Origin of the sequence: Pseudomonas sp. MF5691 (assembly GCF_016405645.1) — a bacterium.
In the GTDB taxonomy this organism is placed as follows: Bacteria; Pseudomonadota; Gammaproteobacteria; order Pseudomonadales; family Pseudomonadaceae; genus Aquipseudomonas; species Aquipseudomonas shahriarae.
Genome location: NZ_JAEKDC010000009.1, coordinates 40,203 through 60,203 on the forward strand (window position 1 = coordinate 40,203; position 20,001 = coordinate 60,203).

A 20,001-nucleotide genomic window follows, 5' to 3' on the forward strand; every position below is an offset into this window, starting at 1 on the left:
ATGACTGACATTGAGAATGAAATCGCCAAACCCAAACCGGACGATGTAAAAAAGCGCAAACAGAGCAAGCCAAAGACCGCAGCTGAATCAAAGTCTGTTGAGCAGATCCTATCTGAGGTATTTGCAATAACGACAGATAAAGATCAGAACATTAAACCGGCAAGCATCAGCAAGGCTGACCTGAAATCGTTGCTGTCCTATCAGCAAAATATGAGTATGAGCAACGGGTTTATCGAGCAGATTGTCACCGTCGCGCGCAAGACTGATCCGGAACTCAAATGTCTGTCACTCATCACCTTAGCAGCCGTCAAGTGCCAGCACGATGCGCAGCGCCATGAGTTGCTGACTTTCTGTGTACGACTGGCCAGCTCGCTGTGGATTCAACGCCACCGCGGATCATTCGATCTGTATCGCGACATTTTGGACGCAGACAAGGGATTAGACACCGCGCCGCTGACCTTTCTGCGCAACTCGGTAACTGAGCTATACCGCAAGCGAATTGAGTTTGTCGGAAGTCAGGCAAGAGACGCAACCTCTAACTCCGATAAGGCTGAGGTAACGGTGCCTACAGCACTCGATACGCTGTCCAAAGCAGAGCTGGTCACGCAGAGAAATAACATTTTGCTGATAGGTGCGCTCTGGCTGATGGCGCAGAGTAAGGCAGACCCCAACGCGGCTATCGAGCTCTTCTCAAGTCTGCTCAAAGAGCAAACCTCCCGCATCCAGAGCAACCGTGCGATTGCGCTCTTTCTTGCCGAGCAATATGCCAATCAGGAAAGCTTGCTGGCAGACACCATCGATTACTTTAAAAAGCAGTTCACCGAGCTGGCCGACCAGCGCGAATTTTTGCAGTCGAAACATCATGCTCAAGAAATTAAGCTGAATAAGCTGCAAGCTATGGTGATGGATCAGCATTCGACGATCGCTGACAAGGATAAGCTAATTGCTCAACTACTGGCCGAAACCGAACAGCTGAAGCACACACTGCAAGAGCAGCAGCTTGATGAACGGGCCACACGAACACATCTACGTGACAATGCAGGGCAGGCTAAGGCTAAGGCATTCAATCTCCTATCAGAAGCTGTTCTTGAGCCATTAAAACTGTCTCTGGCAGCTTTGCAGCGTGAAAAACCAAAAATAGAAGTTGCCGCGCATCATATCGAGTTGGCGGTGGAAAGCATTGAAAGGGAAATCAAATGGTTCAGCGAGTAGGCATTGACTTCGGCACCACCAACAGTCTCATCTCTGTGATTACACGAGCTAGTCGAGCAAAGTGCTTTGATGATACTCAGCGCCCACATCCTTCAGTTGTGCGTTATGAAGGTGAGCAGGTCATCTGCGGAAAGAAAGCGCGGGACAAGCTGGAGAAGCTGGGTATTGGTGTGCTGGGCAACACAGTACGCGGTCCGAAAAAGCTGCTTGGTAATGAGCACATTAACGTCGATGGCCGGGTCATGACGCCGGTCGAGGTCATTGCTGACTACATTAAATATCTGGTAGCTCATGCTCGTGATAACGACATTGACCAGATTGCAGATCTGACACGTGCCGTAGTGACCATACCGGTAGCACTGGGCGGACGTGGCAGACAAGCACTGCGCGAAGCAATGCTCAGTGCTGGCGTTTACGTTGAAACCTTCGTGCACGAGCCCTTGGCCGCGCTCTATGGCTATTTCAAGGATCAGCCTGATACCAGGGACGTTCTCGCGTATTACGACGGCAAGATGGTTCTGGTTTTTGATTGGGGTGGTGGCACGCTGGATCTGACACTGTGCAAGATAATCAATGGTTCCATTGTTCAGGTGCTCAATCGCGGCAACAACCTGGTCGGTGGTGACTATCTGGATGACGCCATTCTCAATCATGTCACCGACGAGCATGCGAACAAATTCGGTTGGAGCGCTGAAAGCAAGCTACCGGTTAACCCCGGAATGCGCGCGAAGCTGATCACCCAGTGTGAACAGGCAAAAATCACGCTGTCTACACGCGACAAAACGAATATATTTCTTCCCGATTATTTTCAGGGTACAGATGAAGAGTCTGAAATTGATATCTGGTTGACCAGGGAAAATCTGGAGAAAATTTGCGCCCGCCTGATCAATCAGGGCATCAATGAAATCGACAGTCTGCTGGCCGCAGATAAGGCCGATGTAGATCCTCAGACGCTTGCGTTATGCCTTGCAACTGGTGGCATGGTCAATATGCCATTGATCAAAAACAAGCTTACTGAAATCTTTGGCGTCTCCTCGCTGCACATTTCCGAGAAGGGTGACCGGATTATTTCCGAGGGTGCAGCCTGGATTGCACATGACAATCTTGAGTTGGCATTGGCAAAACCTTTTGAGCTGGTTGAAGCCAGAAATTCACTGCTCACAGTGATTCATGAGGGCACTCGCTTGCCTCAGCGGGGAGAGTCAATACAGAAGCTGCAATCGATGTATTGCTCCGATCCTCGGGATGGCAAGGCCATTTTTACCTTCAAGCGCCCGCAGATGGTTCAAAAGTCAGCCGCGGCCGATCCTCGCACCACTTATGGCAGTCTTGTTGTTGAGGTGAATCCGGATTTCCCACCACTTGAGGAACGTATTCAACTTACCGTGACCATCGATGACAACCTGATTCTGCATACCCACGCGATTGCTGAAGACCGCAGAGAACCTGTAAGAGAGGAATACTACGATCTTGAGTTTTCTTTAGTGGTGAAAAAGACGGCTGATGACTCAATCGAAAAAAAAAACCGCCTAAGGCTGTCCGTTAACAAGAATGACCCAAAGCAGCTGCTTGTTCGCGCTAACGTCACGAACGACAAGGAACGCTGGGAAGCCGTTCCAGGTGAGCTACTCAAAGAATACAACGTCAAATATGTCTATCTGCAGAAGCCTATGACCAGATTGCAGGACGAAGAGTACATCCGCTATCAGCCATGTTCGGCATGTGGCGCGAAATGGATGAAGAATTGCTGCTCTACTGGCTCCTTCAACCCATAAAAAGTACTTAAAAATCCCATTTTTGCGTCGCGACTATGGAGTACGGCAGCATGTCTCTGGCTGATCTCTCATTTCCTGTTTAAGCCTCGGTGAAAAAGCGAATAAGTGAATGAACACCCAACAACTGACTCAAGGCCTGACTCAGGCATTCTTCAGAGAAGACCATCGCATCGTTTTCTGGTACGACCCTGAGCAAGGCTTCATGGATGTGCTCGGACAGCTTGATTTACCTGGCGTCCAGGTGCTGAACATGCAGGGGCATTCCACCTTCGGTACCAAGCTCAAGCTGGAGCTTGAGGACACTGAAGGTAAGTACCTGCTCTATTTCCCTTGCTCCGAACCAGACGCGAATGATGACTGGCTGCTGGACATCAAGCTGTACTCGCGCAGTTTCTACGCAGACAAAATGTCACTGATATTCAATGACCTGGGCTTACACCAGCAGGTGCTCCGTGAACATCTAACCAAGCGTGAGCGCTTCCTTGGCAGTAAGGCTCGACTAGCTAGCCTGAAGCGTTTGATCCAACCAACTGACACTGAGCATGAGTTGGATCTGGCGATGATTGCCGTTGTGCTGGGTGCAAGTGGCAGTGACGTCATGACGCTGCTTTGCACCTTGGCCGATGGTGCCGTACGTGACGATTTGGGTCTTGAGCAGAATCCAGCGGTCATCGATGAACTATACAAGCTCGACCTAATGCCTGCGTTACTGCAGGCCCTGCGTGAAGAGGTAGGCTATCCAGCCTCCATCGAAGAAATCAGTGGCGATAAACCCTTCAGCTTTGGGCATTTCCTAATTCGACTGCTGGCAACCGGGTTCTGCGAAAGTATCGGCGATATGCCCAACTGGGCTTCAGCGATTGCTATCCCCTCAGCCAGCGCACGCGCTACTTCACGTGCACTGCTTTCCCGCTGGCGTGACAGCTCACGGTTTTACCAAGCCTATGATGAGATTTCCGGCTGGGTCGGTGAGGCCCTGCATATCACTCAGAAAATTTGTGAAATCTCGTTGGAGAACTTGGCCAATGTTGCAACCTTCGAAGCCGTCGAGCGGCAGATCATTGTCGATCTGACCAAGGCTATTCCCGAGGCAGATCCGCGTGACCTTAGTCTGTTTGCGAAGATCATTTCCGAGCGACTGGATAACTATTGGGCAACTCGCCATAAGGACGATGAGACACGCCGCAAGTACCGGCTGCTATACACGGCGCTGTCGGCTGCGATCGACCTGTTTACGCAGCGCCACCAGTACGCAGCTGGCTTCCACTTCACCAGTTCAGAGGCACTGTACAAAGCCTATGAGAGCGAGTTGTATCGCTTTGACACGGCTTACCGCCATTATTTCGCCGCCTCCCAGCGCGCCCACGTCGAGCTGCTGAAGAAGCTGGATGAGGCCGTCGAGCAGTGCTATGCGTATTGGTATCTCGATCAGCTCGGACGCTCCTGGGGCGGCCGCGTTGAGGCCGAACAACGCTTTGAGCACTGGAAAATACCTGGCATTCCTAACCAGCATAACTTCTATGAGCGTTGGGTAGCGCCCTTGTTGGAGGGGCATCGTAGCAAGCGCGTTGTGGTGATCATCAGCGATGCCTTCCGCTATGAAGCCGCCGTCGAGCTGTGTCAGCGCATCAATGAAAAGCGTTACAGCAAGGCCAGCTTGAATAGCCAGTTGGGCGTACTGCCGAGTTACACCACGTTGGGCATGGCGTCCCTGCTGCCACACCAGACGCTGGAGTATCGCGAGGGCAGTGATGGTGTTTTTGTAAACGGACTCAATACTGGCAACACCATCGCTCGCGACAAGGTTCTTGCCCAGCATGGCGGCATGGCCGTGACCGCACTTCAAGTCAAAGAGTGGTCCCGTGACGCTGGGCGTGAAGCGCTGAAGGATCAGCAGCTGGTTTACGTCTATCACAACGTGATCGATGACCGCAGTGACAAAGGCGGCGGCTCCGAGGTGGATACCTTCCACCACGTCGAGTTCGCCATTGAGGAGCTGACCGAGCTGACCCGCAAGATCCTCATGCACTTCAACACCAGCACGGTATTGATCACGGCCGATCATGGGTTCCTCTTTCAGCAGAGTAAGCTTGAGGCGGCGGATCGCACCTCACTCGCAGAGAAACCGGATAGTGCGATCAAGAGTAAGAAACGCTATGTCATTGGCCATACTCTGCCTGTTGCCAAGGATGTCTGGCAGGGATCGACCAAGCAGACCGCGGGCACAACATCGGACACTCAGTTCTGGATACCCAAAGGCGCGAATCGTTTCCACTTTGTCGGCGGTGCTCGCTTCGTTCATGGCGGGGCCATGCCTCAGGAAATCGTTGTACCTGTGCTGACGGTAAACCAGTTGCGCGGTGAGAAAGCGGAGAAACGCACTAAGCGCAAAGTCGGGGTGATCTCGCCGAAGTCAGCCCTGAAGATGGTCACCAATATCCAGCGCTTTGACCTGATCCAGACCGAGTCGGTAAGCGAACAGGTGTTGCCGGTTACGGTTGCTGTGTCGATCTACGAAGGGGAGCAGCCGGTCTCCAGTGAGGAGGTCGTGACGTTTGACTGTGCGACGGACTCCATGAGCGCGCGCCTTAAGCAGGTACGCCTGTCACTATCAGGCAGCGATTTCGACCGGCAGAAAGATTACTTCCTGGTGATCCGCGATAAAGATTTGAACACTGAGCTTGAGCGCTACCGTGTGACGATTGACCTGGCCTTCACCGACGACTTTTTTTGAGAGCACTACACTAGATGGAAACCCAAGTGGATAAAGATCTCGATCAGTTGCTTAACGAGCACTTTGCCGGTCGCGTGGTGCGCAAGGATCTGACCAAGCTGATAAAGGAAGGCGCGAACGTACCGGTTTACGTGCTTGAGTACTTGCTGGGTATGTACTGCGCGTCCGATGACTCAGAGGTGATCGAACAGGGCCTGAAGAACGTCAAGAAAATTTTAGCGGAGAACTATGTTCGACCCGATGAAGCCGAGAAGGTCAAGTCTCTAGTTCGCGAGCGCGGCACGTACAAGGTGATCGACCGAGTCACCGTGCGACTGAATGAAAAAAAAGACCGATACGAAGCCTCTTTCAGCAACCTTGGCATCAAGGACGCTGAAATCTCTGCTGGCATCGTTAAAGAATACGAAAAGCTCCTTGTGGGCGGCATCTGGGTGATCGCAACGCTGAGCTACTACCACGAGGAAGGCCAATCGGGATCTCCTTTTGGCGTCACGCTGCTCAAGCCTATCCAGATGCCAAACATGAACATGCAGGAGCTGTTCGAAGGGCGCGCAGCACTGAGTACCGTAAACTGGCGCGAGACACTGATTCGCTCCATCGGCATGGAGCCATCGACGTTGGATGAGTCCGTACAGTGGCATTTGCTAGCCCGGATGATTCCCTTCGTGGAGAACAACTACAACGTTTGCGAGCTCGGCCCCCGCGGCACCGGAAAGAGTCACATCTACAAGGAATGCTCACCAAACAGCATGCTTGTGTCTGGTGGCCAAACCACCGTCGCTAACCTGTTCTACAACATGAGCAGTCGCCGCATCGGCCTGGTCGGTCTTTGGGATGTGGTGGCCTTCGACGAAGTGGCAGGCATCAACTTCAAGGACAGGGACGGCGTGCAAATCATGAAGGATTTCATGGCCTCTGGCTCCTTCGGTCGCGGCCGTGAGCAGATGGAAGCCTCCGCTTCCATGGTCTTCGTCGGCAACATCAATCAGAGCGTCGAATCGCTGGTGAAAACCAGTCACCTGCTTGCCCCCTTCCCTGAGCAGATGATCGACGCAGCCTTTTTCGACCGATTTCACGCTTACATTCCTGGCTGGGAAATCCCAAAAATGCGCCCGGAATTTTTCACCAACAGGTACGGGCTAATCGTCGATTACCTGGCAGAGTTTTTCCGCGAAATGCGCAAGCGCAGCTTCGCCGACGCCATCGACAAACACTTCAAACTGGGTAACAACCTAAACCAGCGCGATGTGATCGCAGTACGCAAAACAGTATCCGGCCTGCTCAAGCTGCTCTACCCGCACGACGTATTCACCAAAGAAGACGTGCGCCAGTGCCTCGAATACGCACTCCAGGTCCGCCGGCGTGTGAAAGAACAGCTAAAGAAGATCGGTGGAATGGAGTTCTACGATGTTCACTTCAGCTACATCGACAACGAAACCCTCGAAGAACACTTCGTCACTGTGAAAGAGCAAGGCGGTGGTGGCCTTATCCCAGAAGGGCCGGGAAAGCCCGGTTTCATCCACACTATAGGCTTGAGCGGCAAAGGCATGCCTGGGTTATATCGGATCGAACTGCAGGTGACCAAGGGTACTGGCAAGCTAGCTACCTCCGGCCTATGGAACTCCAGCTCTGCCAAAGAACAGGTGAAAATTGCCTTTGACTACTTCAAGGCCAACGCCTCGCGCATCAGCGCCTCGGCTAAGGTGCTGGAGCACGACTTCCATTTACATGTGGTTGAACTGCAAAACACCGGCCCTCTTACTCATATGGCACTACCCAGCCTAGTAGCTTTTGCTTCCGGCCTAATGGGCAGGCCTGCGCAAGGTCAAATGGTCGTGCTCGGTGATATGAGCTTGGGCGGCAGCATCACGCCAGTTGAAAGTATCGCCGAGTGCCTGCAAGTGGCTTTCGACGCGGGAGGAAAGCGCGTTGCGCTTCCTATGAGCAGTGCCAAGGACATCCCAAGCATCCCAGCCGAACTGTTCACCAAGTTTCAGACCAGCTTTTATGGCGAACCAGTAGAGGCTGTATTTAAGGCAATGGGCGTAGACTGAAACAAGGCCATCTAATAGCCCGTTTACGGATTTGAGGTGGGCTGCTTGTGCATTATCTGCAATGCGGAATCAGAATCGGCTTTGGTTCCGCCCTGACTTGCTGGTGCTGCACAGAAAGCTGCTCCACCACGCCGACGCCACCAAACTCACTGAGCCGGGTGGTATCGATATGGTCGTTAACCCGGCTGATCGCCGGGCCGCACGGATTGAGCATGATATTGCGTTCAAAAGGTAACACCGCAGACGGAATGACCAGTCCAATTTACGTATTATCCTTAGCAAAGTGCCGCTATAGGGACTGGCACGATGCTAAATCGGGAAAAAGCCACGACGACCCTCTGCTTCACCTACGCCAACAAACTCTGTATGAGCGAGACGCATCTGCAACTGACCGTCTGGCTCCTCATTCTCTAGCACAATGATCTGACCAGACTCCTGCCGATCCGCGAGCCAAGTGTAGAATTTGTCCTTAACGGTCGGATCAAGAGCCTCTTCCGGATTGTTGCTGCCATGCTTTGGATCTTTGTAAGTAACCACTGGGGAGTCGATGACGATCAATCCAAGGTGAGGATTTCCTTGGTGGAGTGCACGTTCCATTAATGCAACAGCCAACGCGGTCAGGAAGATCCCGCGCTTACCCTTTCCGAACGACACGCGCTGTCGATTGTTGATGTGGATGTCAGCGTCGTCTTCGTCAAAATGGACCGACTCCACCATTGGTACACCCCATGCCGTCAGCAGCTCCGAAATTCGGCGACAAAGCTCAGTTGCGCTGGTGGAGAAGTCGCGTGAAATAGATTGTTTTTGTCGCTTCGTCTTTGCCTTCATACCAACAAGACGCGCATTGAGCGTATCAATCCGCTCGAAGTTCCTGGCTGCCATGGCCATCTCAGTTCGTCGTGCGGTAAGTGATCCTAAATAGTCGGCTTCCATATTGGGCGAAGCCGGGCGAAGAAGCCTAGCTTGCTCGCTCAGATTGGCAGCGGCTTCACGCTGAAAGCTCGTTTCCCGACAGCGCGAACTCTCGATGTCATCATCGATATCTGATAGTGCGATCGCAAGCCCCTGCCTCAGAGCATTGATCTTTGATACCTCCGCGCGAGCCGCCTCCCGTAGCATGTCGCCCTGTTCTAGATGGACATGGTTACGCTTATGATTCAGATCCGTCCGACACAGTGGGCAGGGCTGGGATTCGAAGGTCTCGACAATCTCCGAGGCCGTGATCAACGAACTGAGTCTATGTACGTCGTTTTGATATTTCTCGTCCAGAAGCACAAACCGGCCCTTCGCTTCTAATACCTCGGTAAGCTCTGCCTGAACATCCCTAAGGCCGTCTTCGAGACTTTCGTGCGCTGTCTTTAGCTCCGTTAACTCCTGAGCATTAGTCCTAAGGAATGTCCCGACTTCTCGAAGTTCACGCTCGATCTTCGTAAGTCCTTCTGCGCAGTCCTCTTTGGACCATGTGCTCGGAATATCGGCATGTAGCGCTTTCAATTCGTCTTCGATCGCCTGCACATGACCTTTAGCGATATTACGTTGATCAGTTTTAACTGTGAGAGTCGCTCCCGAATCATCCACTCCAATCAAAGCCAGCATAATCACGGACTGAAAGCGCATTTTGAGAAGCTTGTCTTTCCCTTTCAACGGGACCTTATCTAAGGTACGAATTTCGTCAAAAAGACTCAAAAAGCGCAGGTCGTTCGCAGTCACGTTACCGAGAGTTCCGGCTTTAACGAGAATTCTGTTCCCTGACGCCTTACCCCATTCAATTAGATATGGGCCAATTTCTTCTGCGACAGGGGATTGAGACGACAGCGGTGGCAAAGAATGGAAGCCCGAGTAAACGACTTGACGCGCCTCCAAGAGATCCCGAAAGAAAGTGTACTCAGATCCATCCGGTCCGAGGACTTGTAGAGCCGCGCGCGTATAGCCCTCTGAAAAGCCGACATTTCGCGGATGTTCGTCGCCACCTAAGCAGTAGGCTATGCATTCCTCAATGTAAGACTTGCCCGTATCAGTAGGACCAAATACAAGGTGCGACTCCCCGACGGGTTTCAGTTCGGCATTGGGCTTATCGGGTCCGGTAAGCACCAGTCCATGGATTGCGATTCTCATACTGCCCTCGGCAAGCCTTCCTTCCCAATGAAATGTGTTCGCCAAAGTCTACCCTTAGCTCCAAAAACTTCTTCTAGCTGAAAATCGGTGTGCCCCCCAAAGTGTTCCGAAACCCAGTTACATCGATCACGTAAATCCTTGGTGTACTGACCTCCTAGGAGGTCGACGAGGGCCGGTCCACTCTCACCAATGCCATACTTGATTCCCTCTTGTGTAGCCATAGCGTCGACAAATGCTCTGAATGCCATGAGAGACAGACCATGCTCAATTATTTCTCGCCGACTAATATATTCGGCACCACGCAGCGGAACCGGTGTGTGCAGACTTGGCGGTCCATTCAAGTCGCCGGTGTAGATGACTGCGTAATCCAGATACATCAGGGTCTGTAAATCGGCCTTCCGTGGATGCAGCGCGTTCAGCAGAAAGACCATTCGCAGTCCTAACTCGAACGGGGTATTGAAGACTTCTGAGCTACTCATCGGTGTCTATCCAGCTCAGGCGAGCTTGGTTGGCAAGATGATGACAGGCACCTTGGAGGTCACCGGCCTGCAACCGAGCATGCAAGGGGTTGTTAACGACTTGAAGTGCATTGGCGATGGCCAATGTCTCCGTTAGTCTAATCATGCCGCTATCGTGAGGGGTTGCCACTATACCGCCAATACCAATCTCGACCTCAGTGAGGAGCCCATCAAAGGCACCGGAGAGCTTATCTCTGCTGAAGCGGTTCAACCCCTCGGCGCTGTAGAACAGCCGACGTTGTGCCACGAAATGCCTCTTCAAATTCCGAGGGATCTCAGGCACCACAGCAACGCAGTTTCCACACTGCTCCTCATACACCAGCAGTAGCGCATCAACATACCGCTGTTCAATGGGGTCTGGCTCCTCGGGCATTTGCGGGTTCGATCCACGCGCGTCGAGCACGCCGAAATGCTCCCAGTGCTGCGTCTGATTCCTCGAATGAATCTCCAGCAGTTCTTCGGGAGTACTGCGGCCAATAATTTCGAAGGGAAATGTCTGCACAAATAACTTTAGCGCCGGATCTAGACTCCGTTTGAACGTACCGAATTCGCCTTTTTTTTCCTCCCACTGCGCCAGTATCCAGGTGCGCATGCTCTCTGGATTCAGAAGGTAATCGAGCAAAGTCGCCCCAATTCGTAGTGCACAAAGATAATAGCGTCTTGGACAGGTATAGCTTCCGTCCTGCACGCAGGAGAGAAACTTGGCCAGCTCGCCTACGATTTGGCTCGGGGAGAGAGTGCTGCTGTAATACTTAGCTTGGTATAGGTCCCAAGTATCCGAAGCAGGTGGATGTACCGTGTACCCACATATATCTCGCCCCTTGTCATTTGCGCCTCCTAGCTTCAGAACCTGCGCGTATTGGCCTTCCTTCTCGAGCTGGCGTGCGCAGCGCTCTATAAACGACTCCCACTGCACGTCATCCATCAGTAGCAAGCGCTGTTGTGGAGTTGGTTCTACCGGACCAGGATGATAAGCACTACTCGAAGACACGGGCCCCTCCTGGGTAAACTCCATTGCGAATTACACCGCGATCACAAGATTGATTGAACCATATACAGATGCTATCCAGGCGTCCATAGACGCTTGCTTAACACAATTCGACTTGGCTCGTTCAGATCGGTGAAAAGGCAGCGTCGCTGCAGGAACGGACGGACTTGGTGATAGGTAGCGACGCATCTTCGAGCAAGCAGGCACTGACGATGGATGGGCGAGCAGCTACATCGAATCTACTCAATGTGACGAGCTTCGAGAAAGCCTTACTTTGCCAGTCGCTTCGAGCTTTGCCTGACTACCCAGTTCGGGCCTGCCTCCGAACAAGAGAAAAACTGACCTCCCACAACGCTCTTCATGCGACGATCTCCGCTCAAGTAATGCAACGTGATGGGCTCGCGCTTGCACCGCCTCCTAAGACCATCTGGCTGGCGCCATCCACTTTCACTGTTGCGACAGGTATGGAAACTCTACCAGCTGCACAAAAACACCCACCATAAGCAGTTGGTGCTCGGCCTCGCCCTGATTTGCCATATCCTTCTGGTGGTGATCAGAAAAAAATGAAGACAGCTCGTCGTGTCGATGCCAGCCAGCGCCCACCAAGAGAAAGTTCGCGAAAAGGAACAGATCGCAGCCAATACAGTCAGAACTGATCAGCCTTGACAGGTTTCAACGCGACGAAGCCCTGCCAGGCACTTTACGAGCTTTTTGCTAACGGTGACCCAACGGTGACCAAAACGAACATAACCCAGAAACAACAAAGCCCGGTCGTTTCCGAACCGGGCTAAGTCATTGAAATATATGGTCGGGACGGAGTGATTCGAACACTCGACCCCTAGCACCCCATGCTAGTGCGCTACCGGACTGCGCTACGCCCCGACTAGGCGTGAAACTGGGTTCGCTTCGTAACGAAGCGATCAGGAATATACCGCAAGCATTTGAAATGTGGAAGTATTTTAAAGGCTTGTTTCACTTTTTCAAAACCACCAGTACATCTTCCAGTTCGGAGATCATCTGGCGGATCAATTGCTTGTATTGGGTGGTGTCGTCTTTGGCTTCATCACCGGACATACGCTGGCGTGCGCCGCTGATGGTGAACCCCTGGTCGTACAGCAACGCGCGGATCTGTCGGATCATCAGCACATCCTGGCGCTGATAATACCGACGGTTCCCGGTGCGTTTGACGGGGTTGAGTTGAGGAAACTCCTGCTCCCAATAGCGCAGCACGTGCGGTTTTACCGCACATAGCTCGCTGACTTCACCAATGGTGAAGTAGCGTTTGCCTGGGATGACGGGTAGCTCGTCGTTATGACTTGGTTCCAGCATAAGCCTCAACTCGGGCCTTCAACTTCTGCCCTGGACGAAAGGTGACCACACGGCGAGCCGTGATCGGGATTTCTTCTCCCGTTTTTGGATTGCGGCCAGGCCGCTGGCGTTTGTCCCGCAGGTCAAAATTGCCGAAACCGGACAATTTGACCTGTTCGTTGTCTTCCAGAGCGTGCCTGATTTCTTCAAAAAACAGCTCGACCAATTCCTTGGCCTCGCGCTTGTTCAGACCCAACTCTTCGTACAGACGTTCCGCCATCTCAGCTTTCGTCAAAGCCCCCATACGTCACTTCCTTAACGTGGCGTTCAACCTTTGTTCGAGCGAGGTGAGGATATTTTGCGTCGTGGTATTCACCTCATCGTCATTAAGAGTGCGCGATGGATGCTGCCAGGTCAAGCCAACTGCAAGGCTTTTTCTATGCGGATCAATGCCTTTACCCTGATAGACGTCAAATAGCCTGAGGTCCGTCAGCCATTCGCCTGCATTTTCTCGGATTACTTCCAGCACGGCACTGGCCGCCACATCACGATCCGCCACCAGGGCGAGGTCACGACGCACTTCCGGGAAACGCGACAGTTCGCTGAATTTAGGCATCTTGCCCGCAGCGACTTCCGCCAACACCAACTCGAAGACGAACACCGGACGGTCAAGACCGAGGGTTTTCGACAGTTCAGGGTGGATAGCGCCAACGAAACCGACCAGGCGGCCTTCACGCTCGATGCGCGCAGTCTGGCCTGGATGCAATGCCGGGTGGCTGCCCGGAACAAATGCGAAGGCATCCAGCGCGCCGGCAAAGCCCAGCACCGCTTCCACGTCAGCCTTGACGTCGAAGAAGTCCACCGGATCGCGCCCCTGGGCCCAACCCTCAGGCAGACGGCTGCCGCAGACCACACCGGCCAGCATCGGCTCCTGCTTCAGGCCGTCCAATTGGCCGACAAAGCGCAGGCCGCTTTCGAACATGCGCACGCGATCCTGCTGACGGTTCAGGTTATGGGAAAGTGCTTTCACCAGGCCTGGCCACAGGGACGAACGCATAGCCGCCATGTCGTTGGAGATCGGATTGGCCAGCAACAGCGGCTCGACACCCGGGCTGAACAGTTCGAACTGCTTGGGATCAATGAAGCTGTAGGTCACCGCTTCCTGATAACCGCGGGCGACCAGCAGACGACGCAGCTCCGGCAGGTGCGCACGGGCTTCGGTCTTGGGCTGTGGGGCCAGGCGCGCTTGCGGGTAACGAACCGGCAGACGGTTGTAGCCGTACAGGCGGGCCAGTTCTTCGATCAGGTCGACTTCAAGGCTGATATCGAAGCGATGGCTCGGCACTTCTACGCGCCACTGCCCTGCCCCATCAGCGCTAATGTCCAGGCCGAGGCCGGTCAGCAGACTGACGATTTGCGCTTCTTCGATCACCAGGCCGAGCATCTGCTCGACGCGCTGGGCGCGCAGCGTTACCGGTGCAATCGACGGCAAGTACTGCTCGTTGACAGTCTCGGTAATCGGGCCAGCTTCACCGCCGGTGATTTCCAGTAGCAGGCCGGTGGCACGCTCCATGGCTTCACGGGCCAGTTGCCAGTCCACGCCACGCTCGTAGCGGTGCGAGGCATCGGTGTGCAGGCCGTAGGAACGGGCCTTGCCTGCCACAGCGATCTGGTCGAAGAACGCGCTTTCAAGGAACACGTCACGGGTCGTCGCCGACACGCCACTGTGCTCACCCCCCATCACACCGGCAATGGCCAGGGCGCGGGAGTGGTCAGCAATCACCAAGGTATCGCTACGCAGGGTGACTTCCTGGCCATCGAGCAAGACCAGCTTTTCGCCTTCCTCGGCCATGCGCACGCGAATCCCGCCGTTGATCTCGGCCAGATCGAAGGCGTGCAGCGGTTGACCCAGCTCCAGCATCACGTAGTTGGTGATGTCGACGGCGGCATCGATGCTGCGCACGTCGGCGCGACGCAGGCGCTCAACCATCCACAGCGGGGTCGGCCGGGACAGGTCGACATTGCGAATGACACGGCCCAGGTAGCGCGGGCACGCGCTTGGCGCCAGCACTTCGATGGAACGCACTTCGTCGTGGACTGCCGGGACCGCGGTCACTACTGGACGTGTGACAGGCACGCCGTACAGCGCACCGACTTCACGGGCCAGACCGGCCAGGGACAGGCAGTCGCCACGGTTCGGAGTCAGGTCGACTTCGATGCTGGCGTCTTCCAGGTCGAGGTAGGCACGGATGTCCTGGCCCACGGGCGCATCAGCCGGCAGCTCCATCAAGCCATCATTGCCTTCGCCCACCTGCAACTCCGCCTGAGAGCACAGCATGCCGTTGGACTCGACGCCACGCAGCTTGGCTTTCTTGATCTTGAAGTCACCGGGCAGTTCGGCACCGATCATCGCGAACGGGATTTTCAGGCCTGGGCGCACATTTGGCGCACCGCACACAACCTGGAAGGTTTCCGCGCCGTTGCTGACCTGGCACACACGCAACTTGTCGGCGTCCGGGTGCTGCTCGGTGCTGAGCACCTCGCCCACCACTACACCGCTGAAAACACCGGCGGCCGGCGTAACGCTATCGACCTCAAGACCGGCCATCGACAGACGAGCAACCAGCTCATCGCGATTTACCTGCGGGCTTACCCAGCCACGCAGCCATTGTTCACTGAATTTCATCCTGCTCTCCTAAAGGTTCGTTACGACTAGCGAAATTGCGCGAGGAACCGCAAGTCGTTGTCGAAGAACAGGCGCAAGTCGTTCACGCCGTAACGCAGCATGGCCAGACGCTCGACGCCCATGCCGAAGGCAAAGCCCGAGAACTCTTCCGGGTCGATCCCGGACATGCGCAGCACGTTGGGGTGAACCATGCCGCACCCCATGACTTCCAGCCAGCCGGTCTGTTTGCAGACACGGCAGCCTTTACCGCTGCACATCACGCACTCCATATCGACTTCGGCGGATGGCTCGGTGAACGGGAAGTAGGACGGGCGGAAACGTACCGCCAGCTCTTTTTCGAAGAACACCCGCAGGAATTCTTCGATGGTGCCTTTGAGATCGGCGAAATTGATGTCGCGATCAACCAGCAGGCCTTCGACCTGGTGGAACATCGGCGAGTGGGTGATATCGGAGTCGCTACGGTACACACGGCCTGGGCAGACGATGCGGATCGGCGGCTGCTGCGATTCCATGGTGCGGACCTGTACCGGCGAGGTATGGGTGCGCAACAGCATGTTCGCATTGAAATAGAAGGTGTCGTGCATCGACCGGGCCGGGTGATGGCCTGGGATGTTGAGCGCCTCGAAGTTGTGATAGTCGTCTTCGACCTCAGGGCCTTCGGCAATGCCGTAGCCGATGTGGGTAAAGAACTGCTCGATACGTTCCAGAGTCCGGGTCACCGGATGCAGACCGCCAGAGGTCTGGCCGCGGCCAGGCAGGGTCACGTCAATGGACTCGGCGGCGAGCTTGGCCGCAAGATCGGCCTCCTCGAACAACGCCTTGCGCGCATTGAGAACCTCTGTGACACGCTCCTTGGCAACGTTGATCAGCGCACCGACTTGCGGGCGCTCTTCGGCCGGCAGATTGCCCAGGGTCTTCATCACCTGAGTCAACTCACCTTTCTTGCCAAGGTATTGAACCCGGATTTGCTCCAGGGCATTGATATCTTCAGCGCTTTGCACAGCCTCAAGAGCTTGAGCGACCAGCGCGTCCAGGTTTTCCATGTACAGACTCCAGATACAAAATAGGGGAAGAGCTTGAAGGCTCTTCCCCTATTTATGACGTTTACCACCTTGGACTACGGAGTAGCCCAGGGTGACTGTCGGGGGTACTTAAGCCAAGGTGGCTTTAGCTTTCTCGACAATCGCAGCAAACACCGCTTTTTCGTTCACGGCCAGTTCAGCCAGAACCTTACGGTCGATTTCGATGGACGCTTTTTTCAGGCCAGCGATGAAACGGCTGTAGGACAGACCGTTAACACGAGCACCAGCATTGATACGAGCGATCCACAGAGCGCGGAACTGACGTTTTTTCTGACGACGGTCACGGTAGGCGTATTGGCCTGCCTTGATTACCGCTTGCTTGGCAACACGGAATACGCGTGAACGCGCGCCGTAGTAGCCTTTAGCGAGTTTCAGAATTTTTTTGTGACGCTTACGGGCAATGACGCCACGCTTTACACGAGCCATGAGTTACTTCCTCTATTCTTGATCCAAAATTAACGAAGGCGCAGCATGCGCTCGACTTTTGCCACGTCAGACGGATGCAGCAAGCTGCTACCGCGCAGTTGACGCTTACGCTTGGTCGACATTTTGGTCAGGATGTGGCTCTTGAAAGCGTGCTTGTGCTTGATACCGTTAGCAGTTTTCAGAAACCGCTTAGCAGCACCACTTTTAGTCTTCATCTTTGGCATGTTCGGATACTCCGCATTCAGTTGATAAACATAATCAGAAGGCCTGCCGTGCCCTATTGATTACTTCTTCTTTTTCGGGGCGATGACCATGATCAGTTGGCGTCCTTCCATCTTAGGATGCTGTTCGACGGAACCGTACTCCAGCAGGTCAGCTTCAACCCGCTTGAGGAGTTCCATACCCAGCTCCTGGTGGGCCATCTCACGGCCGCGGAATCGCAAGGATACCTTGGCCCTGTCCCCATCACTCAGGAAACGTACCAGGTTGCGCAGTTTTACCTGGTAATCCCCTTCCTCCGTCCCTGGACGAAACTTGATTTCTTTAACCTGGATCTGCTTCTGGTTTTTCTTGGCTGCGGCAATCTGCTTCTTCTTTTCGAAGATCGACTTGCCGTAATCCATCAGCTTGCAGACAGGAGGTACAGCATCGGCGGAAATTTCCACCAAATCGAGCTTGGCTTCTTCAGCCTTAAGAAGCGCGTCTTCAATTGACACAATCCCAAGCTGCTCACCCTCAGCCCCAATTAACCGAACCTCGCGTGCCGAGATATTCTCGTTGATCGGGGCTTTCGGTGCAGCTCGTTTATCTTGTCTCATTTCACGCTTAATAGTAATTACTCCGAATCTGGGCGACCACGCCGGGAAACCGCTTGCGCGAGGAACTCAGCGAACTGGGCGACGGGCATCGAGCCCAGGTCAGCACCTTCACGAGTACGCACAGCGACAGTCTGCATCTCGACTTCCCGATCTCCGATAACCAAAAGATAGGGAACCTTGAGCAAAGTATGCTCGCGGATTTTAAAGCCGATCTTTTCATTTCTCAAGTCGGACTTGGCACGAAATCCGCTTTCGTTGAGTGTTTTTTCAACTTCAGCAGCAAAATCGGCCTGTTTATCAGTGATATTCATGATCACTGCCTGAGTCGGAGCCAGCCACGCAGGGAACGCGCCCTCGTAGTGCTCGATCAGGATCCCGACGAACCGTTCGAATGAGCCGAGGATCGCCCGGTGCAGCATAACCGGGTGTTTACGGCTGTTGTCTTCGGAGACGTATTCGGCTCCCAGACGGATCGGCAGGTTAAAATCGAGCTGCAAGGTACCACATTGCCAGACACGGCCAAGGCAATCTTTCAGCGAGAACTCGATTTTAGGACCGTAGAAGGCGCCCTCACCCGGCTGCAGATCGTACGCAAGGCCCGCACTATCTAGCGCAGCGGCCAGTGCAGCTTCGGCGCGATCCCACAACTCGTCGGAACCGACGCGTTTTTCCGGACGAGTGGACAGCTTCATTTCGACGTCGGTAAAGCCGAAATCGCGATAAACGTCCATGGTCAGCTTGATGAACGCGGCGGATTCGGCCTGCATCTGCTCTTCGGTGCAGAAGATGTGGGCGTCGTCCTGAGTGAAACCGCGCACACGCATGATGCCGTGCAGTGCACCCGATGGCTCGTTACGGTGGCACGCACCGAACTCGGCCAGGCGCATCGGCAGCTCGCGGTAGCTCTTCAAGCCCTGATTGAACACTTGCACGTGGCAAGGGCAGTTCATCGGCTTGATGGCGTAGTCGCGGCTTTCCGACTCGGTGGTGAACATATTGTCGGCGTAGTTGGCCCAGTGCCCGGATTTCTCCCACAGGCTACGGTCAACCACTTGCGGCGTCTTGATCTCCAGATAGCCGTTTTCACGCTGCACCTTGCGCATGTACTGCTCAAGCACCTGGTACAGGGTCCAGCCGTTCGGGTGCCAGAACACCATGCCCGGCGCTTCTTCCTGGAGGTGGAACAGGTTCAGGCGCTTACCGATTTTACGGTGATCGCGCTTCTCGGCTTCTTCGATGCGCTGGATGTAGGCCGCCAGCTGCTTCTTGTCAGCCCAGGCGGTGCCATAGACCCGCTGCAGTTGCTCGTTTTTCGCATCGCCGCGCCAGTAGGCACCGGACAGCTTGGTCAGCTTGAACGATTTGAGGAAGCGCGTATTCGGCACGTGCGGGCCACGGCACATGTCGACATATTCTTCGTGGTAATACAGGCCCATGGCCTGTTCGTCCGGCATGTCTTCCACCAGACGTAGCTTGTAGTCCTCACCACGGGCAGTGAACACGTCGATCACTTCGGCGCGTGGCGTGACTTTCTTGATGACGTCGTAATCTTTCTCGATCAGCGCGTGCATGCGCGCTTCGATGGCGGCCATATCGTCCGGCGTAAAAGGACGCTCGTAGGCGATATCGTAATAGAAGCCTTCGTCGATGACCGGGCCGATCACCATCTTCGCGGTGGGGTACAGCTGTTTGACCGCATGGCCAATCAGGTGCGCGCAAGAGTGGCGAATGATCTCCAGCCCCTCTTGATCCTTGGGCGTGATGATTTGCAGGCTGACGTCGCTGGTGATCAGGTCGCTGGCGTCAACCAGCTTGCCGTCGACCTTGCCGGCCACGGTGGCCTTGGCCAGGCCTGCACCAATGGATGCGGCGACCTCGGCTACGGAAACCGGATGATCGAATGAACGTTGACTGCCGTCGGGAAGAGTAATAGTTGGCATGGCGCCTCCTCTCCTAGTGGTGACCCCTACCAAAGGTCACGTGGGTTGGGATGAGCCAGTACAAGATCCAACACCAGGCCGTTCATTGCTGAACGCCTGCCTTACAGCGGCAGGAGCCTTTCGGCCAACCGATAATCGAACCAGAGTGACTGGAGTTAAACAAAAAAACCCGGCACGAAAAAAGCCAGGTCGCTGATGCTAGCACAGATGAACGGTCATAGCGCCGCCCCACCGCCGCGCAAAGGCAAACTCCAGGCTTTTACAGGCAAAAGTGAACTTGGGCTGTACGTCAGGCCTCAAACACACTGAAAATCGCCGTCCGTCATCTCGACTCAAGGAGCATCT

Annotated in this window: 15 protein-coding genes and 1 tRNA gene; 4 read left to right on the forward strand and 12 right to left on the reverse strand. The window is 54.5% G+C overall.

The genetic code is table 11. The features are described 5' to 3' along the window. From JFT44_RS14760 to brxL, 4 genes are all read left to right on the forward strand, one after another. The gene (locus JFT44_RS14760) at positions 1 to 1,212 is read left to right on the forward strand and encodes a hypothetical protein (protein ID WP_198830851.1); all 1,212 of its coding nucleotides are present in this window, start codon (positions 1 to 3) and stop codon (positions 1,210 to 1,212) included. Next, complete coding sequence (locus JFT44_RS14765) at positions 1,197 to 2,987, forward strand: Hsp70 family protein (RefSeq protein ID WP_198830852.1); 1,791 nt, start codon at positions 1,197 to 1,199, stop codon at positions 2,985 to 2,987. Before JFT44_RS14760 ends, JFT44_RS14765 begins: the two co-directional genes overlap by 16 nt. Before the next feature lie 109 nt (positions 2,988 to 3,096). Beyond that, on the forward strand, positions 3,097 to 5,721 hold the full coding sequence (pglZ, locus tag JFT44_RS14770) for a BREX-1 system phosphatase PglZ type A (protein WP_198830853.1): 2,625 nt from the start codon (positions 3,097 to 3,099) through the stop codon (positions 5,719 to 5,721). 14 nt (positions 5,722 to 5,735) lie between these two features. Then, complete coding sequence (gene brxL / locus JFT44_RS14775) at positions 5,736 to 7,775, forward strand: protease Lon-related BREX system protein BrxL (protein ID WP_198830854.1); 2,040 nt, start codon at positions 5,736 to 5,738, stop codon at positions 7,773 to 7,775. Positions 7,776 to 8,084: 309 nt separating this feature from the next. Here the strand turns inward: brxL and JFT44_RS14780 are convergent, their stop codons facing one another. The 12 genes from JFT44_RS14780 to thrS all read right to left on the reverse strand — a co-directional run bounded on the left by JFT44_RS14780 (position 8,085) and on the right by thrS (position 19,656). Next, positions 8,085 to 9,890, reverse strand: coding sequence for a hypothetical protein (locus JFT44_RS14780; RefSeq protein WP_198830855.1), 1,806 nt, complete (start codon positions 9,888 to 9,890; stop codon positions 8,085 to 8,087). After that, positions 9,887 to 10,369, reverse strand: coding sequence for an ABC-three component system middle component 2 (locus JFT44_RS14785; protein ID WP_198830856.1), 483 nt, complete (start codon positions 10,367 to 10,369; stop codon positions 9,887 to 9,889). Before JFT44_RS14785 ends, JFT44_RS14780 begins: the two co-directional genes overlap by 4 nt. Next, positions 10,362 to 11,399, reverse strand: coding sequence for an ABC-three component system protein (locus tag JFT44_RS14790; protein ID WP_233098364.1), 1,038 nt, complete (start codon positions 11,397 to 11,399; stop codon positions 10,362 to 10,364). The genes JFT44_RS14785 and JFT44_RS14790 overlap by 8 nt, the downstream gene beginning before the upstream one ends. Before the next feature lie 802 nt (positions 11,400 to 12,201). Continuing rightward, positions 12,202 to 12,278: transfer RNA gene (locus tag JFT44_RS14795), tRNA-Pro, on the reverse strand. A 90-nt stretch (positions 12,279 to 12,368) separates the two neighbouring features. Next, entirely contained in the window at positions 12,369 to 12,725 is a 357-nt protein-coding gene (locus tag JFT44_RS14800) for a MerR family transcriptional regulator (RefSeq protein ID WP_003174972.1), read from the reverse strand. Further along, on the reverse strand, positions 12,706 to 13,008 hold the full coding sequence (gene ihfA / locus JFT44_RS14805) for an integration host factor subunit alpha (RefSeq protein ID WP_002553164.1): 303 nt from the start codon (positions 13,006 to 13,008) through the stop codon (positions 12,706 to 12,708). Before ihfA ends, JFT44_RS14800 begins: the two co-directional genes overlap by 20 nt. Positions 13,009 to 13,011: 3 nt before the next feature. Beyond that, the gene (gene pheT, locus JFT44_RS14810) at positions 13,012 to 15,390 is read right to left on the reverse strand and encodes a phenylalanine--tRNA ligase subunit beta (RefSeq protein ID WP_057960164.1); all 2,379 of its coding nucleotides are present in this window, start codon (positions 15,388 to 15,390) and stop codon (positions 13,012 to 13,014) included. Between the two features lie 26 nt (positions 15,391 to 15,416). Further along, a complete protein-coding gene (gene pheS / locus JFT44_RS14815; RefSeq protein ID WP_057438636.1) occupies positions 15,417 to 16,433 on the reverse strand; it encodes a phenylalanine--tRNA ligase subunit alpha in 1,017 nt (338 codons plus the stop codon). Positions 16,434 to 16,541: 108 nt separating this feature from the next. Further along, on the reverse strand, positions 16,542 to 16,898 hold the full coding sequence (rplT, locus tag JFT44_RS14820; RefSeq protein WP_003174975.1) for a 50S ribosomal protein L20: 357 nt from the start codon (positions 16,896 to 16,898) through the stop codon (positions 16,542 to 16,544). Between the two features lie 29 nt (positions 16,899 to 16,927). Continuing rightward, a complete protein-coding gene (rpmI, locus tag JFT44_RS14825; protein ID WP_002553160.1) occupies positions 16,928 to 17,122 on the reverse strand; it encodes a 50S ribosomal protein L35 in 195 nt (64 codons plus the stop codon). 60 nt (positions 17,123 to 17,182) lie between these two features. Then, entirely contained in the window at positions 17,183 to 17,734 is a 552-nt protein-coding gene (infC, locus tag JFT44_RS14830) for a translation initiation factor IF-3 (RefSeq protein WP_169960276.1), read from the reverse strand. Beyond that, on the reverse strand, positions 17,734 to 19,656 hold the full coding sequence (thrS, locus tag JFT44_RS14835) for a threonine--tRNA ligase (protein WP_057960165.1): 1,923 nt from the start codon (positions 19,654 to 19,656) through the stop codon (positions 17,734 to 17,736). The genes infC and thrS overlap by 1 nt, the downstream gene beginning before the upstream one ends. Between the last annotated feature and the right edge of the window lie 345 nt (positions 19,657 to 20,001).

Bases quoted from the DNA above. Each gene is read 5' to 3' on its own strand.
- JFT44_RS14760 (WP_198830851.1), top strand. From the start codon at position 1: ATGACTGACATTGAGAATGAAATCGCCAAACCCAAACCGGACGATGTA.
- JFT44_RS14765 (WP_198830852.1), top strand. From the start codon at position 1,197: ATGGTTCAGCGAGTAGGCATTGACTTCGGCACCACCAACAGTCTCATC.
- pglZ (WP_198830853.1), top strand. From the start codon at position 3,097: ATGAACACCCAACAACTGACTCAAGGCCTGACTCAGGCATTCTTCAGA.
- brxL (WP_198830854.1), top strand. From the start codon at position 5,736: ATGGAAACCCAAGTGGATAAAGATCTCGATCAGTTGCTTAACGAGCAC.
- JFT44_RS14780 (WP_198830855.1), bottom strand. From the start codon at position 9,890: ATGAGAATCGCAATCCATGGACTGGTGCTTACCGGACCCGATAAGCCC.
- JFT44_RS14785 (WP_198830856.1), bottom strand. From the start codon at position 10,369: ATGAGTAGCTCAGAAGTCTTCAATACCCCGTTCGAGTTAGGACTGCGA.
- JFT44_RS14800 (WP_003174972.1), bottom strand. From the start codon at position 12,725: ATGCTGGAACCAAGTCATAACGACGAGCTACCCGTCATCCCAGGCAAA.
- ihfA (WP_002553164.1), bottom strand. From the start codon at position 13,008: ATGGGGGCTTTGACGAAAGCTGAGATGGCGGAACGTCTGTACGAAGAG.
- pheT (WP_057960164.1), bottom strand. From the start codon at position 15,390: ATGAAATTCAGTGAACAATGGCTGCGTGGCTGGGTAAGCCCGCAGGTA.
- pheS (WP_057438636.1), bottom strand. From the start codon at position 16,433: ATGGAAAACCTGGACGCGCTGGTCGCTCAAGCTCTTGAGGCTGTGCAA.
- rplT (WP_003174975.1), bottom strand. From the start codon at position 16,898: ATGGCTCGTGTAAAGCGTGGCGTCATTGCCCGTAAGCGTCACAAAAAA.
- rpmI (WP_002553160.1), bottom strand. From the start codon at position 17,122: ATGCCAAAGATGAAGACTAAAAGTGGTGCTGCTAAGCGGTTTCTGAAA.
- thrS (WP_057960165.1), bottom strand. From the start codon at position 19,656: ATGCCAACTATTACTCTTCCCGACGGCAGTCAACGTTCATTCGATCAT.